Consider the following 16312-nt stretch of genomic DNA (forward strand, 5'->3'; position numbering starts at 1 on the left):
TCAGGGCCGCCCCGCTGTCACCTGCGGGGCGACGGGCAGGGACAGGACCATGGTCAGTCCCCCTCCGGGGGTGTCCTCGGGCGTGAGCGTGCCGTCCATGGCCTCGGTGAGTCCCCGGGCCAGGCCGAGGCCGAGGCCGAGCCCGGCCGTGTTGTCGCGGTCGCCGAGGCGCTGGAACGGCTCGAAGGCGCGCTCGCGGTCGTCTGCGGCGATCCCGGGGCCGTGGTCGGCGATCCTGACTTCGACCCGCCCTGCCAGGGCGCTGGCCGTCACCAGCACCGGTCGGTCCGCGGGTGCGTGGCGGACGGCGTTGTCGACGAGGTTGGCCAGTACCCGTTCGAGCAGGGGCGGATCGGCCAGCAGCGCCGGTACCGCCTCCAGGTTCTGTACGTCGATGGCGGGCCCCTGCCCGGGGCTCAGGTCCAGCGAGTCCAGCGCGACGGGAAGGACCTCCTCCAGGGTGGTGGCCCGCAGATCGAGGGTGAGGGCTCCGGCTTGCAGACGGCTGAGATCGAGCAGGTTCTCCACCAGGCGGTTCAGCCGGTTCAGGGACACCTCGGCGGAGTCCAGCAGCTCGGACCGGTCCTCTGCGGAGAATTCCACGTCAGGGTTGCGCAGGGAGCTGACCGAGGCCAGTGCCCCTGCCAGGGGGGTCCGCAGATCGTGGCTGACGGCCCGGAGCAGGGCCGTGCGCAGGCGGTCGGCGGCCTTGATGGGCTCGACCTCGGCCGCGGCCTCGGTCAGGCGGGCCCGCTCGACGGCGGCGCCGACGTGCGCGGCGAAGGCGGCCAGGACGCGGCGCTCCGATGACGGCAGCGTACGGCCGCGCAGGACGAGGAAGGCCTCGGGGCCGGCTGCCACCACGAGGGCGGGGTCCGCTTCGCCGTGGGTGGGGCGTCCGCCTTCCGTTCCCGGTCCCGTGTCAGGGGCTTCGGCGGTCAGCTCGACGGTGTCCATGCCGAAGGTCTCCCGCGTACGTTCCAGCAGGGCCGGAATCGTCTGGCCGCCGCGGACGATGCTGCCGGCGAGGGAGGACATCGTCTCCGCCTCGGCCGTCGCGAGGGCGGAGCGGCGGGAGAGCCGCAGGGACCGGTCCGCCGCAGCGGCCACGGTGGCGGCGACGACGGCGAAGACCGCCAGCGCCAGCACGCTGTCCGGGTCGCTCATGGAGAACTCGCCGATCGGCGGCATGAACCAGTAGTTCAGCAGCAGCGCGGCGGTGAGCGCCGCGATCAGGGCCGAGACCACCCCGCCGATGCAGGCCACGCCGACGACGGCCACGAGGAACAGCAGCGCCTCGCTGGTGAGGTTCAGGGTGCCGCGCATGCGGTCGAGGACGAGAGTGAGCAGTACGGGGAGCAGCAGAGCGGCCACCGGTCCGGCGACGAGCCGTGACGTGGGGAGCGTACGGCGGCGGGAGGGCAGCGGCCGGCCGTGGCCCGCCCGCTCGTGCGTGACCATGTGGACGTCGATGTCCTCCGACAGCGCCACCACGGTCTCGCCGATGCCCCGGCCGGTGAGGAAACGTTCCAGCCGACGGCGACGGCTCGTACCGAGGACCAGTTGGGTGGCGTTCTCCAGGCCGCCGCGGTACTCGTGTCCGGCGCGGGGGATGCTCTCCAGTCCGTCGAGCTTCGCCTCGGTGTGCCGGCGCCGGTGGCACTCGACGAAGCCGGCCACCACGTCCGAACCGCGGGCCGCCCGGCGGTGGGCCTCGTCGAGCATCCGGTAGGTCTTGCCGACGCCGGGGGCGGCCCCGAGGAAGACCTTGAGTCTTCCGGGGCGGGCGACGGGCGGCCGTCCCGCCTCCGTGTCCGTACCCGTCTCCGTACCCGTCTCCGTACCCGTACCCGTCGCCGCTTCCGGGCCGGGGGCGTGCGTGGTCGCCATCGTCAGAACTTCTCCGGGAAGAACACGGCCAGGATCAGATAGCCGGACAGACTGACCGCGACGACGATGCCTACGATGGTTTCCGTGCTCACGCGTACCCGACTCCTCTGTGTGCCCTCAACCTGACCAGCGAACACCAGGGACAGCACGAACAGAACCTCCCTGACGCGCTCCTGACGGCCCTCGGCCGGGACTTTTACGGGGCGTTGACGGCCGATGCGCCGATAGGGTGAAGGCGGTGTGCCGGGAAGCCTGGTCGGCATCGCGGGCCGCGTGGCCCGCGTCCACTGGGTGGGGGCATCATGCGCAGCGTCGGTACGGTCTTGTCCCTCGTGGTACTGGCCACGGTCGTGGCCACAGGGGCGCGGCGCTGGCGAATTCCCGCGCCCTCACTGCTCGTTGTCGCCGGCCTCGTCGTCGCCCTGATACCGGGTACTCCGGAGATCCAGGTCAGTCCCGAACTGATCGGTCTCGTCGTTCTCCCGCCCCTGCTGTACGCGAGCGCCGAGGAACTGTCCTGGCGCGAACTGCGCCTGGTGTGGAAGCCGGTCAGCGTGCTCGCGGTCGGTCTGGTCCTGGCCTCGGCCGCCGCGGTCGGGGCGGTGGCATCACTGCTCACTCCGCTGACCTGGCAGATGGCGCTGGTCCTGGGGGCCATCCTCGCGAGTACGGACCCGGTGGCCGTCACCGCACTCGGCCGTCGGCTCGCCCTGCCGCCCCGCGTCCAGGTCCTCGTACAGGCCGAGAGCCTCTTCAACGACGCCACGTCGCTCGTGCTCTTCCGGGTCGCGGTCGTCGTCGCGGCGGCCTCCGCCGGGGTGTCCTGGCAGGCGGCGGGGACCGAGTTCGCACTGCTCGCCGGCGGCGGCGTCCTGATCGGGGGAGCGGTCGCGGGGGTGGTGGCGCTGATCCGGCGCAGGACCGAGGACCCCGTACTGGAGACCGTCATCGCCCTGGTGACGCCGTACGCCGCCTACGTGCTGGCCGAGGCGGTGCACGCGTCCGGTGTGACCTCCGTCGTGGTGGCGGGCGTGGTGCTCGGCGGCCGGGCCGACCGGTTCACCAATGCCCCCATCCGGATCCAGCTGCACGCGGTCAACGGCACCGTGGTCTTCCTGCTGGAGAGCGTCGTCTTCAGCCTGATCGGCCTCACCCTGCCCGGGCAGGTCGCCGCGCTCGGCGACGGCGACCGGCTCTGGCCCCTGTACGCCCTGGTGGTCGCCGTGACACTGATCGCCGTAGGCCTGCTGTGGGTCCTGCCGCTCTCGGCCGTCGTCCAGCGGAGCGCGGGCGCACGGCCCTCCTGGCGGATCCCGGCCGTACTGACCTGGGCGGGCACGCGGGGGGTCGTCCCCCTGGCCGCGGCCCTCTCCATTCCCGTCGTGGCGGACGACGGCAGTCTGCTCGGTCAGCGCCCGCTCGTGCTCGTACTGACCACGTCCGTGGTGGTGGTCACCCTGATCGCCCAGGGCTTCACCCTGGCCGACGTGGTCCGCCGCTCCGGAATCGCCCTCGAACCCGACCACACGGAGCGCGAGGAGGCCTCCGCCCGGTGCAGCCTCGCCGCCGCCGGCATCCGGCGGCTCGACGAGATGTCCGACCTCGAAGCCGTACCGGACGTCGTGGCCGACCGGCTCCGGCGCAGCCTGCAAGCCCGGCTGGAGCACGCCCGCGACCGCCTGGAGGAAGCCGACCTGGCCGAGTCCGCGGACCACGTCTACCGGCTGCTGCGCCGCGACCTGATCCGGGTGGAGGCCGTCGAACTGCAACGCCTCTACGACGAACACCGCATCAGCGACACCACCCGCCGCCGGCTCCAGCGCACCCTGGACCTGGAGGAGGCGCGACTGGACCTGGCGACCTGAGATGCGCGGGTGAGTACGGCGCTACGCCGGCACCGCAGCGGCGCGGGCCGCACGTACCCTGGCGCGTCCCGTGACGTGGTGCACGTACTCGCGGCTCAGCCGGAAACCGGCCGACCAGGCCAGGAGCCGGCTGGGCCGGTTGTCGCGCGAGCAGCACCAGCTCGCGGTGTGTCCACGGGTCTGGATGTCGGCGGTCAGGCCGGCGATACAGGCGAGTGCGAGGTGCTCGCGGCGGCGGTCGGGCACGGTGACGACCGCGATGTCCTCGTGGGTGCTGCCGAGGAAGTAGGTGCAGGCGACGGAGAGGACCCGGTCCTCTCTGAACGCGGCCCAGCCGTGGCCGGAGGCGGCGAGACCGGCGGGACCGCCCCAACTGGCGTGGATCCAGGCGTTCTCGGAGTGCAGCTCGGAGAGCGCCGGGGCGTCCTCGGGCGTCAGCCGCCGCACGGTGACGCCACGCATGGGCCGGGGGAGGAGCGACTTCGCCTGGTGGACGTACACCATCCGTTCCCAGGGGTCGGCACGCTCGAAGGCGGCGCCGAGGGCGGGCCAGAACCGCGCGGGCGTCTCGACGTACTGGTTGGCGAACCGGTTCAGGGCACCCGGGGCGAGCACGCTCGGGTCGCCGCGCAGCAGCACGTGGTCCGCACAGGTGACGGCGAGGACGCGGGGCCTGTCAGGGCGGTCGGCCCACCAGACGCCGGAACCCGTGGTCAGTACGTGCTCGGCGAGGGCCCCGGGGCCGGGCGATCCGGTCGGGAACCAGCGGCTCAGGGCGGGCAGTTGCTCCTGCGAGATTTCGATCATGAACTGTCTCCAGTGCTACGGGGGAACGCGGGCGCGGGGCGGCGTCCGACCACCGACGGGCCGGCCGGAACCGGAGCGCGTGAAAGGGGGCAGCCCCGTGCCCGCCAGGTATGGGAGCGGGCACGGGGCGCAAGCGGCCACCCGCCTTACGGGCGGAGGGAAGGGCGGCCGCGGACGGCGCGGTGCGTCAGCGCACCGGCGGGTGAGCGGCGTGCGAGGCCGGGCGCACCGTATGCGGTGGCCGGTCGTCGTGGCGCAGACCGCTGTTCACGTCGCCCATCCAACTGCCTTGCGAGGCCGTACTCAAGGAGGTCGGCCCGTCCTTGACACGACTCTGATGCGGGCGGGCCGGCAGGGTTCGGGACTGGCGGGCCACACATGCTTCGCTGGGCATCAGCGGTGCGTCGCGTCAGAAGGGTGTCAAGGTCACGGCCGCCGGCGTATGGACGTCGTCAACGCCTGCCGTGGCGCACGGAATCCGCTGTTTTCTGGTGGTCGCATGTCCATGGGGGACGTAACGACAGGAAGGTGGCACGCCGATGGCCCGGGTGCTGGTGGTGGACGACGAACCGCGGCTCGCGCGGATGCTGGTCATCAATCTGAAGGCCCGCACCTACGAGGTGGACTGCGCGCACGACGGGCGCGCGGCCCTGGACTCCGTGGCGGCCCGCCGTCCGGACGCGGTCCTGCTCGACCTCGGGCTGCCCGACATGGACGGGATCGAGGTGCTCAAGCATCTGCGCGGATGGTCCCAGGTGCCCGTCCTGGTGGTGTCCGCCCGCCACGACTCCGAGGAGAAGATCCAGGCCCTCGACGCGGGCGCCGACGACTACATCACCAAGCCCTTCAGTATGGACGAGCTGATGGCCAGGGTGGCAGCCGTCGTACGCCGCACGCCGGCACACGTCGCCGCCACCGCGAATGAAGCGGTCGTGGAGACCGAGGAGTTCACCGTCGATCTGCTCGCTAAGAAGGCCAGACGCGGCGGGGTGAACATCAGGCTCACGCCGACGGAATGGCACCTGCTGGAGGTCCTGATCCGAAATCGGGGCAAGCTCGTCAGCCAGCGACGGCTGCTCCAGGAGGTGTGGGGATCCTCGTACGGAACGCAGACCAACTACCTGCGGGTGTACATGGCCCACCTCCGGCGGAAGCTGGAAGCGGACCCGTCGCACCCGCGCCATCTGATCACCGCCCCCGGTATGGGGTACCGCTTCGAGGCATGAGGGCGGCATCGGCCGGCCGGGTTTCGGTGAGACGCGTGCGAGCCGGGTCGGAGGCCGCCACCGGTGCGCCGACGGCGTAGTGGGCGTACTCCTCCTCCGGGCGGAAATCGGCGGTCCAGGCGAGCAGGCGGCCGGGGCGGTTGCTCGCCGAGCAGGTCCAGCTGGGGGTGTGCCGCCGGGCCGCTATGTCCGAGCACAGGGCGTTGACGCAGTCCGGGCCAAGTACTGGAGGCGCGGGTCGGGCACGGTCACGCAGGCCACGTCCTCGTAGGCGGCGCCGAGGAAATAGGTGCAGGCCAGGGCCACGATGCGGTCATTCTGGAAGGCGGCCCACGCGTAGCCCGAGCGGGCGAGTGCTTCCGGCCCGCCGCAGGTGCGGTGGATCCAGCTCATCGCGTGCGGCAGGGTGGCGAGCACGCGTGCGTCCCGGGCGGTCAGCCTGCGGACGATCACGCCCCTGGGTGCCCGGGTGGCCGGTACGGGGGAGCGCCTGACGTACACCATGCGCTGCCACGGCACGACCCGGTCGAACGCGGCCCCGATGAGGGGAAGGAAGCGGCCCGGAGCCTCGATGGAGCGCTCCGCGAAGACCGCGAGATCCTTCACCGTCAGAGCCTGCGGGTCTCCGCGCAGGAGTACGTGGTTCCCGCACTCGGCGGCGATGACACGGGGCTGGATGACACGGTCCACCCACCAGCGGCCGGCCTCCGTGGTCAGGACGTGCTCGATCAGGGCGGCTGAGCCTGGGGCACCCATGGAGTACCAGCGTTCGAGGTCCGGGAGTCGGTGGGACGGCAGGTTGATCACGAGGTTCCTTGTCGGGACATGGCAGCGGGGCGGCTCTGTTCGCAGGGCCGCCCCGCGGAACGGGCTGGTGGCTAGCAGCAGGGCTTGCTGCCGTGGTTGGAGCCCTTCTTGCGGCGGGCCCTCTTCTTGCGTGCGCGCTTGGACATGGCTGTGGATCCCTTCAGGCGGTGTGGCCGACGAGGAGGTCGGCGAGCTTGTTGAGGCGCTTGATGGTGCGGTCCTCGGTGGCGGCGGCGGCCGGGGCGACGCGCTCGGAGCGGTCGTAGTAGGCGCCGTTGACGATCTCGGTGGCCGGGTCGCAGAGCCGCACGACGTGCTCGGCGCCCTCGGCGGCCGGTGCGCCCTCGTGTCCGTAGAGGGGCAGCAGGCCGGTGTCGCACACGCCGGGGTTCACGGAGACGGCGGTGACGCGCGGGTCGGCGGCGAAGACGGTCAGGGCCAGCTGAGACTGGGCGTACGCGGCGAGGCGGGAGTAACGCCGCACCCGCTGCGGGTCGTTCCACTGGATGGCGCCCGAACGGTGCAGCGCGGACGAGACGTTGACGACGCGCCCGCCGGGGTTGCTGGTGAGGGCGGGCTCCAGGAGGTTGGTGAGGAGGTAGTGGGCAAGGAAGTTGACCTGGAAGGAGATCTCGTTGCCGTCGGCCGTGAGCGTGTGGCGCTCCGGCGCCGCGATGGCCGCGTTGTTGACGAGTACGTCCAGGCGCGGGTACTCCCGTACGACGGCGTGCGCGAGGTTCTCGACCTCCTCCAGGCGGGCGAAGTCGGCCGCGAGCGGCCGCAGTAGAGCGTCGGAGATGCCCGCGGAGGCGATCAGCCGGTCGGTGGCGGCCCGGGCCTCCTCGGGGGTGCGGCCGTGGATGAGGACGGTGGCGCCGAGCTCGGCGAGCCGGTGGGCGGTCTCGTATCCGATGCCGGAGGTGGCTCCCGTGACGAGGACGGTACGTCCGGTCAGCGACGGGGAAGGGGGCAGGGATGAGTGCATGTCGATTCCTGGAAGCCGGCATGGCTGACACCCCGGCGCCCCGGCTTGAAGCAGGGGCGTGGGCTCAGGTCATGCGGTGAAGGTGAGGATGCGTACGTGGCCAAGACCGGCACCCCTTGGGGCGGTCGGCAGATACGCGGAGGACGCGCGGCCGATGTCAGACGGCCGAGCGGACAGCGGGCGCCGTCGGCCGCACCGGATTCGGTGGCCGATCGTCGTAGCGCGGACCGCTGTTCATGACTCCATCCCAGCGCACGGAGGATGCGGCGGCAAGATCCTGAACGTGACTTTGACGGCCTTCTGATGGCCGTCGGGCGAGGGGGTGAGTCCGGCCTTCGCGCAGGTCATCAGGGCCGCGTCAAAGACGCCGGGCGTGCGGAAAGAACCCGTCAAGGGGTGTTGTCGCGGCCCTCGGCCGGAAGCAGACTGGCGGAGCGACGGAGCCGGGTGACGGCCCGGCGGCGCGCGGCTGGAGGGTCGGTGACCTGAACACCGCCACAGACGCACATGATCCGAACCACGGGGGGCGGGGTCAATGCGACCGCGCGCAGGTCAACCGTCGCGAACACAAGAGCCGTCCGGCTTCCGGTGGGGGATACCGGAACCGGACGGCTCACGTGTTCCGGCCGTCGGCGCGTGCACCCATTCGTCGCGGCGCTCGCTGCCGTGGAGATCACCGGGAGGGACTGGCCACCTACCGGCGCCACCTCGCCGCGCTCACGGCGATCGCGGGCCCGCTGCACTGATGCGAGGGGCGATCGCCGGCCACACGAGGTGACCGGCGATCGTCGGGACCGACCCGGGCCGGCGGCTGCCGCGCTGTCAGGTGACCGCCGAGGTGGGGAGTTCCGCGGTGACCGGCGGGGCGCTGCCCGCTATGGGCAGAGTAATGACCATGGTGAGGCCGCCGCCGGGGGTGTCCTCGGCGGTGAGGGTGCCGCCGATGGCCTCGGTGAAGCCGCGGGCGACGGCGAGGCCCAGGCCGACTCCGGCGCCGCGCGGGGCGTCGCCGTGGCGCTGGAAGGGTTCGAAGATGCGGTCCTTGGCCTCGTCGGGGACTCCGGGACCCCGGTCGACGACGCGCAGTTCGACGCGGCTGGCGAGGGCGCTGGCGGAGACGTTGACCGGTTGGCCGGCGGGGCTGTACTTGACGGCGTTCTCGACGATGTTCGCGACGGCCCGTTCCAGCAGGCCGCGGTCGACGGCGATCATCGGCAGGGTTTCGGGGATGTCCAGGACGACGCTGTCCTCGGGTACGCCGCCCAGCGCCATGGGGACGACCTCGTCGAGGTCGGTCTCGCGGATCAGCGGGACGACGGTGCCCGTGTTGAGGCGGGACATGTCGAGGAGGTTCCCGATCAGTGCTGCGAGGCGGTCGGCGCCGTCCTCGATGCCCTCCAGGAGCTCGGCCTTGTCCTCCTCGGACCATTCCACGTCGTCGGAGCGCAGCGAGCTGACGGAGGCCTTGATGCCGGCGAGCGGGGTCCTCAGGTCGTGGCTGACGGCGGCGAGCAGGGCGGTGCGGATGCGGTTGGCTTCGCCCAGTGCGCGGGACCTCTCGGCCTCGTCGACGAGGCGCTGGCGGTCGAGTACGACGGCTGCCTGGGCGGCGAAGGCCCCGAGTACGCGGCGGTCCTCGGCCGGCAGGACCCGGCCGGTCAGGGCGAGGGCCATGTTGTCGCTTATGGGTAGGTCGACGTCCGCGTCCTCGGGCCGGCTGACGGCGCCGGTGCCGACGGACGCGGCGGTGGTCCAGGGGTCGACTTCGCTGGTGCGTTCCAGGAGGACGACCGACTGCATGGCGAAGGTTTCGCGCAGCCGTTCCAGGAGGGCGTCGAGGGAGTTCTCGCCGCGCAGGACGCTGCCCGCGAGGAAGGAGAGGATCTCGGACTCGGCCCGCAGCCGGGCGGCTTGGTGGGTACGGCGGGCGGCCAGGTCGACCACGGAGGCCACCGACACGGCCACACCGACGAAGATCGCGATGGCGACGATGTTCTTGGGGTCGGAGATGGTGAACTCGTGCAGCGGCGGGGTGAAGAAGTAGTTCAGCAGCAGGGAGCCGAAGGCCGCCGAGGCCAGTGCGGGGAGCAGGCCGCCGAGCAGGGCTGCCGCCACGGTGAAGGTGAGGAAGAGCAGCATGTCGTTGGCGAGCCCGAGGTCGGGGACGACCTGGTTCAGCAGCAGCGCGAGCAGCGCCGGGCCGGCCACGCCGGCGATCCAGCCCCAGATGATGCGCGAGCGCCCCAGACGACCTCCACGGGCGACCGGCAGGCTCCGGCCCTTGGCGGCTTCGTCGTGGGTGACGATGTGGACGTCGAGGTCGGGTCCGGATTCGCGGGCGACGGTGGCGCTGACCCCGGGGCGGAAGACGGACTGCCAGGAGCGGCGGCGGCTGACGCCGAGCACGATCTGGGTGGCGTTGCAGCCGCGGGCGAACTCCAGGAGCGCGTCGGGGACGTTGTCGCCGATGACGTGGTGGAAGGTGCCGCCGAGGTCCTCGACCAGGGTGCGCTGGACGGCTAGTTCCTTGGGGGATGCGGAGGTCAGGCCGTCGCTGGCGGCGACGTAGACGGCGAGGACCTCGCCGCCGGAGCCCTTCTCGGCGAGGCGGGCGGCGCGGCGGATGAGCGTACGGCCTTCCGGGCCGCCGGTGAGGCCGACGACGATGCGTTCGCGGGCCTGCCAGGTGGAGCGGATGTTGTGCTCGCCCCGGTACTCCCGGAGGTACTCGTCGACCCGGTCGGCCACCCACAGCAGCGCGAGCTCGCGCAGGGCGGTGAGGTTCCCGGGGCGGAAGTAGTTGGACAGGGCAGCGTCGACCTTGTCGGACTTGTAGACGTTGCCGTGGGCCATGCGCCGGCGCAGCGCCTGCGGGGACATGTCGACCAGCTCGATCTGGTCGGCCCGCCGGGCGACTTCATCGGGGACGGTCTCCCGCTGGCGGACCCCGGTGATGGTCTCGACCACGTCGCCCAGCGATTCGAGGTGCTGGATGTTGACGGTGGAGACCACGTCGATGCCGGCCTGGAGGAGTTCCTCCACGTCCTGCCACCGCTTGGCGTTGCGCGAGCCCGGCACATTGGTGTGCGCGAGCTCGTCCACCAGAGCGACGGCGGGGCGCCGCGCGAGGATCGCGTCCACGTCCATCTCGGTGAAGGTGGAGCCGCGGTACTCGAGCTCGCGGCGCTCGATGAGTTCGAGGCCGTGCAGCATGACCTCCGTGCGCGGGCGGTGGTGGTGCTCGACGAAGCCGACGACGCAGTCGGTGCCCCGCTCGATCCGGCGGTGCGCCTCGGAGAGCATCGCGTACGTCTTGCCGACGCCCGGCGCCGCGCCGAGGTAGATGCGGAGCTTGCCGCGTCCCATGTTCCGTCTCTTCTTCTGTGTGCTGAGGATGGAGGGCTGGTGATCAGGGTTCGAAGCGGTAACCCATCCCCGGTTCGGTGATCAGGTACCGCGGGTGCGAGGGGTCCGCTTCCAGTTTGCGCCGTAGCTGGGCCATGTATACCCGCAGGTAGTTGGTGTTCTCCCCGTACGTCGGGCCCCAGACCTCCAGCAGCAGCCGACTCTGGGTGATCAACCGGCCGGGGTGGGTGATGAGGATCTCCAGCAGGTGCCATTCGGTCGGGGTCAGCCGTACGGTGCGCTCGCCCCGGTGCACCTTCTTCGCGATCAGATCGATGCTGAACTCGTCGGTCGTGACGACGGAGACCTCGGCCGACTGGGAGACCCCGGGAGCCTCCTGTCTGCGAGTGGCTGCCCGCAGGCGTGCCAGAAGCTCGTCCATGCTGAACGGTTTCGTGACGTAGTCGTCCGCGCCGGCGTCCAGGGCGCGGATCTTGTCTTCGGAGGTGTGCCGTGCGGAGAGGACCAGGATGGGGACCTTGCTCCAGCCGCGGACGCTCTTGATGACTTCGATGCCGTCCATGTCGGGGAGTCCGAGGTCGAGCACTATGACGTCTGGTTTGTGGGCGGCGGCGAGCCGCAGGGCCGAGCCGCCGTCGGCGGCTTCCTCGACCTCGAACTTGCGCGCCTGGAAGTTGATCTTCAGTGCGCGGACGAGCTGCGGGTCGTCCTCCACCACCAGCACCCGGGTCATCGGTGTGCAGCCTTTCCTTCGTTGCGGGCACGGCAGAAGCCGGCGGGGCGCTGGGGCCCTCCCAGCGGTAGCTGGGGGAGCTTCCGCGCCCCGCCGGCTTTCCTTTACCGTGCGATGTGGAACATCAGCTCTTGGACAGCGCCTTCAGGGCGATGTTGAGTTCGAGGACGTTGACGCGGGGTTCGCCCATGAAGCCGAGGGTGCGGCCGGTGGTGTGGTCCGCGACGAGCTTCTCGACCTGCTGGACGTCGAGCTTGTTCTGCTCGGCGACGCGGTGGATCTGGAGCTTGGCGTACTCGGGGGAGATCTCCGGGTCCAGGCCGGAGCCGGACGAGGTCACGGCGTCGGCCGGCACGTCCTGCGGCTTGACCGTGTGGCCGGTGGTGGAGTTGTCGGCGATGACGGCGTCCTTGGCGGCGATGACCTGGGCGCAGAGGGTGCCCTCCTCCGCCTGGTCGGTGCACTTGCCGTTGACCGCGCCGTTGTCGGCGGAGCGGTTGGTGGCGCCGGAAAGGATCAGCGAGTACCGGGTGTTGACGCTGTTGGAGCCGAGGCCGTTGGAGGGGCGCGGCTGGAACCACTTGAGGTCCGGCTTCACGGCCTCCTCAGCGTCGTTCGGGTCCTTCTTCGGGAGGTTGTAGGTCTGCCCGATGAGGGAGGAGCCGACGACCTGTCCGTCCTTGTCTTTGATCTCGGAGCCGTTGGCCTTGTCGTTGAAGACGGCCTGGGCGATCCCCGTGACCGCGAGCGGGTAGATGACCCCGCAGATCACGGTGAGGACGAGCAGGGCACGCAGGCCGGCGCCGATCAGGCGGAAGGTGCTGGATACGGAACTGTTCATGGCGGGATCAGCACGTTCCTAATCAGGAGAGGCCGGGGATGAGGGAGATGAGGATGTCGATGAGCTTGATGCCGATGAACGGGGCGATGAGGCCGCCGAGTCCGTAGAGGCCGATGTTGCGGCGGAGCATCTTGTCGGCGCTGGTCGGCTTGTACTGGACGCCCTTGAGGGCGAGCGGGACGAGCGCGATGATGATCAGTGCGTTGAAGATGACGGCGGAGAGGATCGCCGACTCGGGGGAGTGCAGGCCCATGATGTTGAGCTTGTCCAGGCCCGGGTAGACCACGGCGAACATCGCGGGGATGATCGCGAAGTACTTGGCGACGTCGTTGGCGATGGAGAAGGTGGTCAGGGCGCCGCGGGTGATCAGCAACTGCTTGCCGATCTCGACGATTTCGATGAGCTTGGTGGGGTTGGAGTCCAGGTCCACCATGTTCCCGGCCTCTTTGGCGGCCGAGGTGCCCGTGTTCATCGCCACGCCCACGTCCGCCTGCGCCAGCGCCGGGGCGTCGTTCGTGCCGTCACCCGTCATCGCGACGAGCTTTCCGCCGGCCTGTTCGCGCTTGATGAGGGCCATCTTGTCCTCGGGCGTCGCTTCCGCGAGGAAGTCGTCGACGCCCGCCTCTTCGGCGATGGCCTTGGCGGTCAGCGGGTTGTCGCCGGTGATCATGATGGTCTTGATGCCCATGCGCCGCAGCTCGTCGAAGCGTTCGCGCATGCCCTCCTTGACCACGTCCTTGAGGTGGATGACACCCAGGACACGGGCGCCCTCGTCATCCTTGACGGCGACGAGCAGCGGGGTTCCACCCGCCTGGGAGATCCGGTCGGTGAGCGCTTGCGCGTCCTCGGCGACCTGGCCGCCCTGCTCCTTCACCCATGCGACGACCGAGCCGGTCGCGCCCTTACGGGTCTTCTTGCCGTCCACGTCGACACCGGACATGCGGGTCTGCGCGGTGAAGGGGATCCATTCGGCGTGGGCCAGTTCGCCCTGGTGGCGTTCGCGCAGACCGTACTTCTCTTTCGCCAGGACGACGATGGAGCGGCCCTCGGGGGTCTCGTCCGCGAGGGACGACAGCTGCGCGGCGTCCGCCAGCTCGGCGGCGATGGCGCCGGCGACGGGGACGAACTCGGAGGCCTGGCGGTTGCCGAGGGTGATGGTGCCGGTCTTGTCGAGCAGCAGCGTGGAGACGTCACCGGCGGCTTCCACCGCACGCCCGCTCATCGCGAGGACGTTGCGCTGCACGAGCCGGTCCATGCCGGCGATGCCGATGGCGGAGAGCAGGGCGCCGATGGTGGTCGGGATGAGGCAGACCAGCAGCGCGGTCAGCACGATCATCGACTGCTCGGCGCCCGCGTAGATCGCGAACGGCTGGAGGGTGACGACGGCCAGCAGGAAGACGATGGTCAGAGAGGCCAGCAGGATGTTGAGCGCGATCTCGTTCGGCGTCTTCTGCCGGGAGGCGCCCTCGACCAGGTTGATCATGCGGTCGATGAAGGTCTCGCCGGGCTTCGTCGTGATCTTGATGACGATCCGGTCGGAGAGCACCTTGGTGCCGCCCGTGACGGCGGAGCGGTCGCCGCCCGACTCGCGGATGACCGGGGCCGATTCGCCGGTGATGGCGGACTCGTCGACCGAGGCCACGCCTTCGACCACGTCGCCGTCGCCGGGGATGACGTCTCCGGCCTCGCAGACCACGAGGTCGCCGATGCGCAGGTCCGTGCCCGGGACCTGCTCTTCACCCTTGCCGTCCTTGGTCAGGCGGCGGGCGATGGAGTCGGTCTTGGCCTTGCGCAGGGTGTCGGCTTGGGCCTTGCCGCGGCCCTCCGCGACGGCCTCCGCGAGGTTCGCGAAGATCGTGGTGAGCCACAGCCAGACGGTGATGGCCCAGCCGAACGAGTCGGTCGGGTCCTTGATCGCGAGGACGGTCGTGACGACCGAGCCGACCAGGACGACGAACATGACCGGGGACTTGATCATGACGCGCGGGTCGAGCTTCCTCACCGCGTCGGGGAAGGACTTCAGCAGCTGCTTGGGGTCGAAGAGTCCGCCGCCCACGCGTCCGGAGTCCGGCTTGTGGCCGGTGGGCACGTCCTGGTGCGGAGCCCTGGTAGGTGTGGCGGTGCTCATGATGCGAGCCCTTCGGCGAGCGGACCCAGCGCCAGGGCCGGGAAGTAGGTCAGACCGGTGACGATGAGGATGGTTCCGACGAGCAGCCCGGTGTAGAGCGGCTTGTCGGTGCGCAGGGTGCCCGCGGTCTCGGGGACGGGCTTCTGCTCGGCCAGCGAACCGGCCAGCGCGAGGACGAACACCATGGGCAGGAAGCGGCCGAGCAGCATGGCGATGCCGATGGTGCTGTTGAACCACTGGGTGTCGGCGTTCAGGCCGGCGAAGGCGGAGCCGTTGTTGTTGGCTCCCGAGGTGTAGGCGTACAGGATCTCGGAGAAGCCGTGCGCCCCGGAGTTCGTCATCGAGTTGCCCGGGGTGGGCAGGGCCATGGCCGCCGCGGTGAAGCAGAGGACCAGGGCCGGGGTGATGAGGATGTAGAGCGCCGCGAACTTGATCTCGCGGGTGCCGATCTTCTTGCCGAGGTATTCCGGCGTGCGGCCGACCATCAGGCCGGCGATGAACACCGCGATGATCGCCATGACCAGCATGCCGTAGAGGCCGGAGCCGACGCCGCCCGGCGCGATCTCGCCGAGCTGCATACCCAGCAGCTGGATACCGCCGCCCAGTCCCGTGTAGGAGGAGTGGAAGGAGTTGACCGCGCCGGTCGAGGTCAGCGTGGTGGCGACCGAGAAGATCGCGGAGGCGGCGATGCCGTACCGGGTCTCCTTGCCCTCCATCGCGCCGCCGGCGACATCGAACGCCGGACCGTGGTGCGCGAACTCGGTCCACATCATCAGGCCGGTGAACCCGATCCAGATGGTCGCCATCGTCGCGAGGATCGCGTAGCCCTGGCGCAGGTTCCCGACCATGCGGCCGAAGGCGCGGGTCAGGGAGAAGGGGATGACCAGGATGAGGAAGACCTCGAAGAGGTTCGAGAACGGGTTGGGGTTCTCGAAGGGGTGGGCGGAGTTGGCGTTGAAGTAACCGCCACCGTTCGTCCCGAGCTCCTTGATGACTTCCTGAGAGGCTACGGCGCCGCCGTTCCACTGCTGGGTGCCGCCCGTGAACTGGCCGACTTCGTGGATGCCGGAGAAGTTCTGGATGGCGCCGCAGGCGACGAGGATGATCGCGCCGATGACGGAGATGGGGAGCAGGATGCGGACGGTGCCGCGGACCAGGTCGGACCAGAAGTTGCCGAGTTCACCGGTGCGGGAGCGGGCGAAGCCCCGTACGAGGGCGACCGCGACGGCCATGCCGACCGCCGCCGAGACGAAGTTCTGCACCGCGAGGCCGCCGGTCTGCACGACGTGGCCCATGGCCTGCTCACCGTAGTACGACTGCCAGTTGGTGTTCGCGACGAAGGACGCGGCCGTGTTGAAGGCCTGGTCCGGGTCGATCGCGGAGAAGCCGAGCGAGCCGGGCAGGATGCCCTGGGCCCGCTGGAGGCCGTAGAGGAAGAGGACGGAGACCGCCGAGAAGGCCAGGACACCGCGGAGGTAGGCGGGCCAGCGCATTTCCGCGGTGGGGTTGGCGCCGATGGCCTTGTAGATCCACTTCTCCGGCTTGTAGTGCTTTTCGGAGGAGTAGACCTTGGCCATGTAGTCGCCGAGGGGGCGGTGGGCCAGTGCGAGCGCGGCGATCAGTGCGAGGAGCTGGAGCACACCAGCGAGAACGGGACTCATCGG

Annotated in this window: 12 protein-coding genes; 2 read left to right on the forward strand and 10 right to left on the reverse strand. The window is 70.4% G+C overall.

Annotated elements, in window-relative coordinates:
- Together OG247_RS37580 and kdpF are read right to left on the reverse strand one after the other, a co-directional pair.
- The gene (locus tag OG247_RS37580; protein ID WP_327256436.1) at nt 1-1890 is read right to left on the reverse strand and encodes an ATP-binding protein; all 1890 of its coding nucleotides are present in this window, start codon (nt 1888-1890) and stop codon (nt 1-3) included.
- A 2-nt stretch (nt 1891-1892) separates the two neighbouring features.
- Nucleotides 1893-1982: a K(+)-transporting ATPase subunit F gene (kdpF, locus tag OG247_RS37585; RefSeq protein ID WP_327256437.1), complete on the reverse strand. Its 90-nt coding sequence runs from the start codon at nt 1980-1982 to the stop codon at nt 1893-1895.
- 210 nt (nt 1983-2192) lie between these two features.
- Here kdpF and OG247_RS37590 point away from each other — a divergent pair, with 210 nt between their 5' ends.
- Nucleotides 2193-3755: a Na+/H+ antiporter gene (locus OG247_RS37590; RefSeq protein ID WP_327256438.1), complete on the forward strand. Its 1563-nt coding sequence runs from the start codon at nt 2193-2195 to the stop codon at nt 3753-3755.
- A 21-nt stretch (nt 3756-3776) separates the two neighbouring features.
- Here the strand turns inward: OG247_RS37590 and OG247_RS37595 are convergent, their stop codons facing one another.
- Complete coding sequence (locus tag OG247_RS37595) at nt 3777-4562, reverse strand: GNAT family N-acetyltransferase (protein ID WP_327256439.1); 786 nt, start codon at nt 4560-4562, stop codon at nt 3777-3779.
- A gap of 539 nt (nt 4563-5101) precedes the next feature.
- Here OG247_RS37595 and OG247_RS37600 point away from each other — a divergent pair.
- On the forward strand, nt 5102-5788 hold the full coding sequence (locus OG247_RS37600; RefSeq protein ID WP_327256440.1) for a response regulator transcription factor: 687 nt from the start codon (nt 5102-5104) through the stop codon (nt 5786-5788).
- A gap of 183 nt (nt 5789-5971) precedes the next feature.
- On the opposite strand, the gene OG247_RS37605 is transcribed toward OG247_RS37600, so the two are convergent.
- From OG247_RS37605 to kdpA, 7 genes are all read right to left on the reverse strand, one after another.
- Entirely contained in the window at nt 5972-6595 is a 624-nt protein-coding gene (locus OG247_RS37605) for a GNAT family N-acetyltransferase (RefSeq protein ID WP_327256441.1), read from the reverse strand.
- A 160-nt stretch (nt 6596-6755) separates the two neighbouring features.
- The gene (locus OG247_RS37610) at nt 6756-7580 is read right to left on the reverse strand and encodes an SDR family NAD(P)-dependent oxidoreductase (RefSeq protein ID WP_327256442.1); all 825 of its coding nucleotides are present in this window, start codon (nt 7578-7580) and stop codon (nt 6756-6758) included.
- An 822-nt stretch (nt 7581-8402) separates the two neighbouring features.
- Nucleotides 8403-10946, reverse strand: coding sequence for a sensor histidine kinase KdpD (locus tag OG247_RS37615; protein ID WP_327256443.1), 2544 nt, complete (start codon nt 10944-10946; stop codon nt 8403-8405).
- A 43-nt stretch (nt 10947-10989) separates the two neighbouring features.
- Entirely contained in the window at nt 10990-11679 is a 690-nt protein-coding gene (locus OG247_RS37620) for a response regulator (RefSeq protein WP_327256444.1), read from the reverse strand.
- Nucleotides 11680-11803: 124 nt separating this feature from the next.
- Nucleotides 11804-12520, reverse strand: coding sequence for a potassium-transporting ATPase subunit C (locus tag OG247_RS37625; protein ID WP_327256445.1), 717 nt, complete (start codon nt 12518-12520; stop codon nt 11804-11806).
- 22 nt (nt 12521-12542) lie between these two features.
- Nucleotides 12543-14648, reverse strand: coding sequence for a potassium-transporting ATPase subunit KdpB (kdpB, locus tag OG247_RS37630; RefSeq protein ID WP_327256446.1), 2106 nt, complete (start codon nt 14646-14648; stop codon nt 12543-12545).
- A complete protein-coding gene (gene kdpA, locus OG247_RS37635; RefSeq protein WP_327256447.1) occupies nt 14645-16309 on the reverse strand; it encodes a potassium-transporting ATPase subunit KdpA in 1665 nt (554 codons plus the stop codon). The genes kdpB and kdpA overlap by 4 nt, the downstream gene beginning before the upstream one ends.
- Nucleotides 16310-16312: the final 3 nt, after the last annotated feature.

Origin of the sequence: Streptomyces sp. NBC_01244 (assembly GCF_035987325.1) — a bacterium.
In the GTDB taxonomy this organism is placed as follows: Bacteria; Actinomycetota; Actinomycetes; order Streptomycetales; family Streptomycetaceae; genus Streptomyces.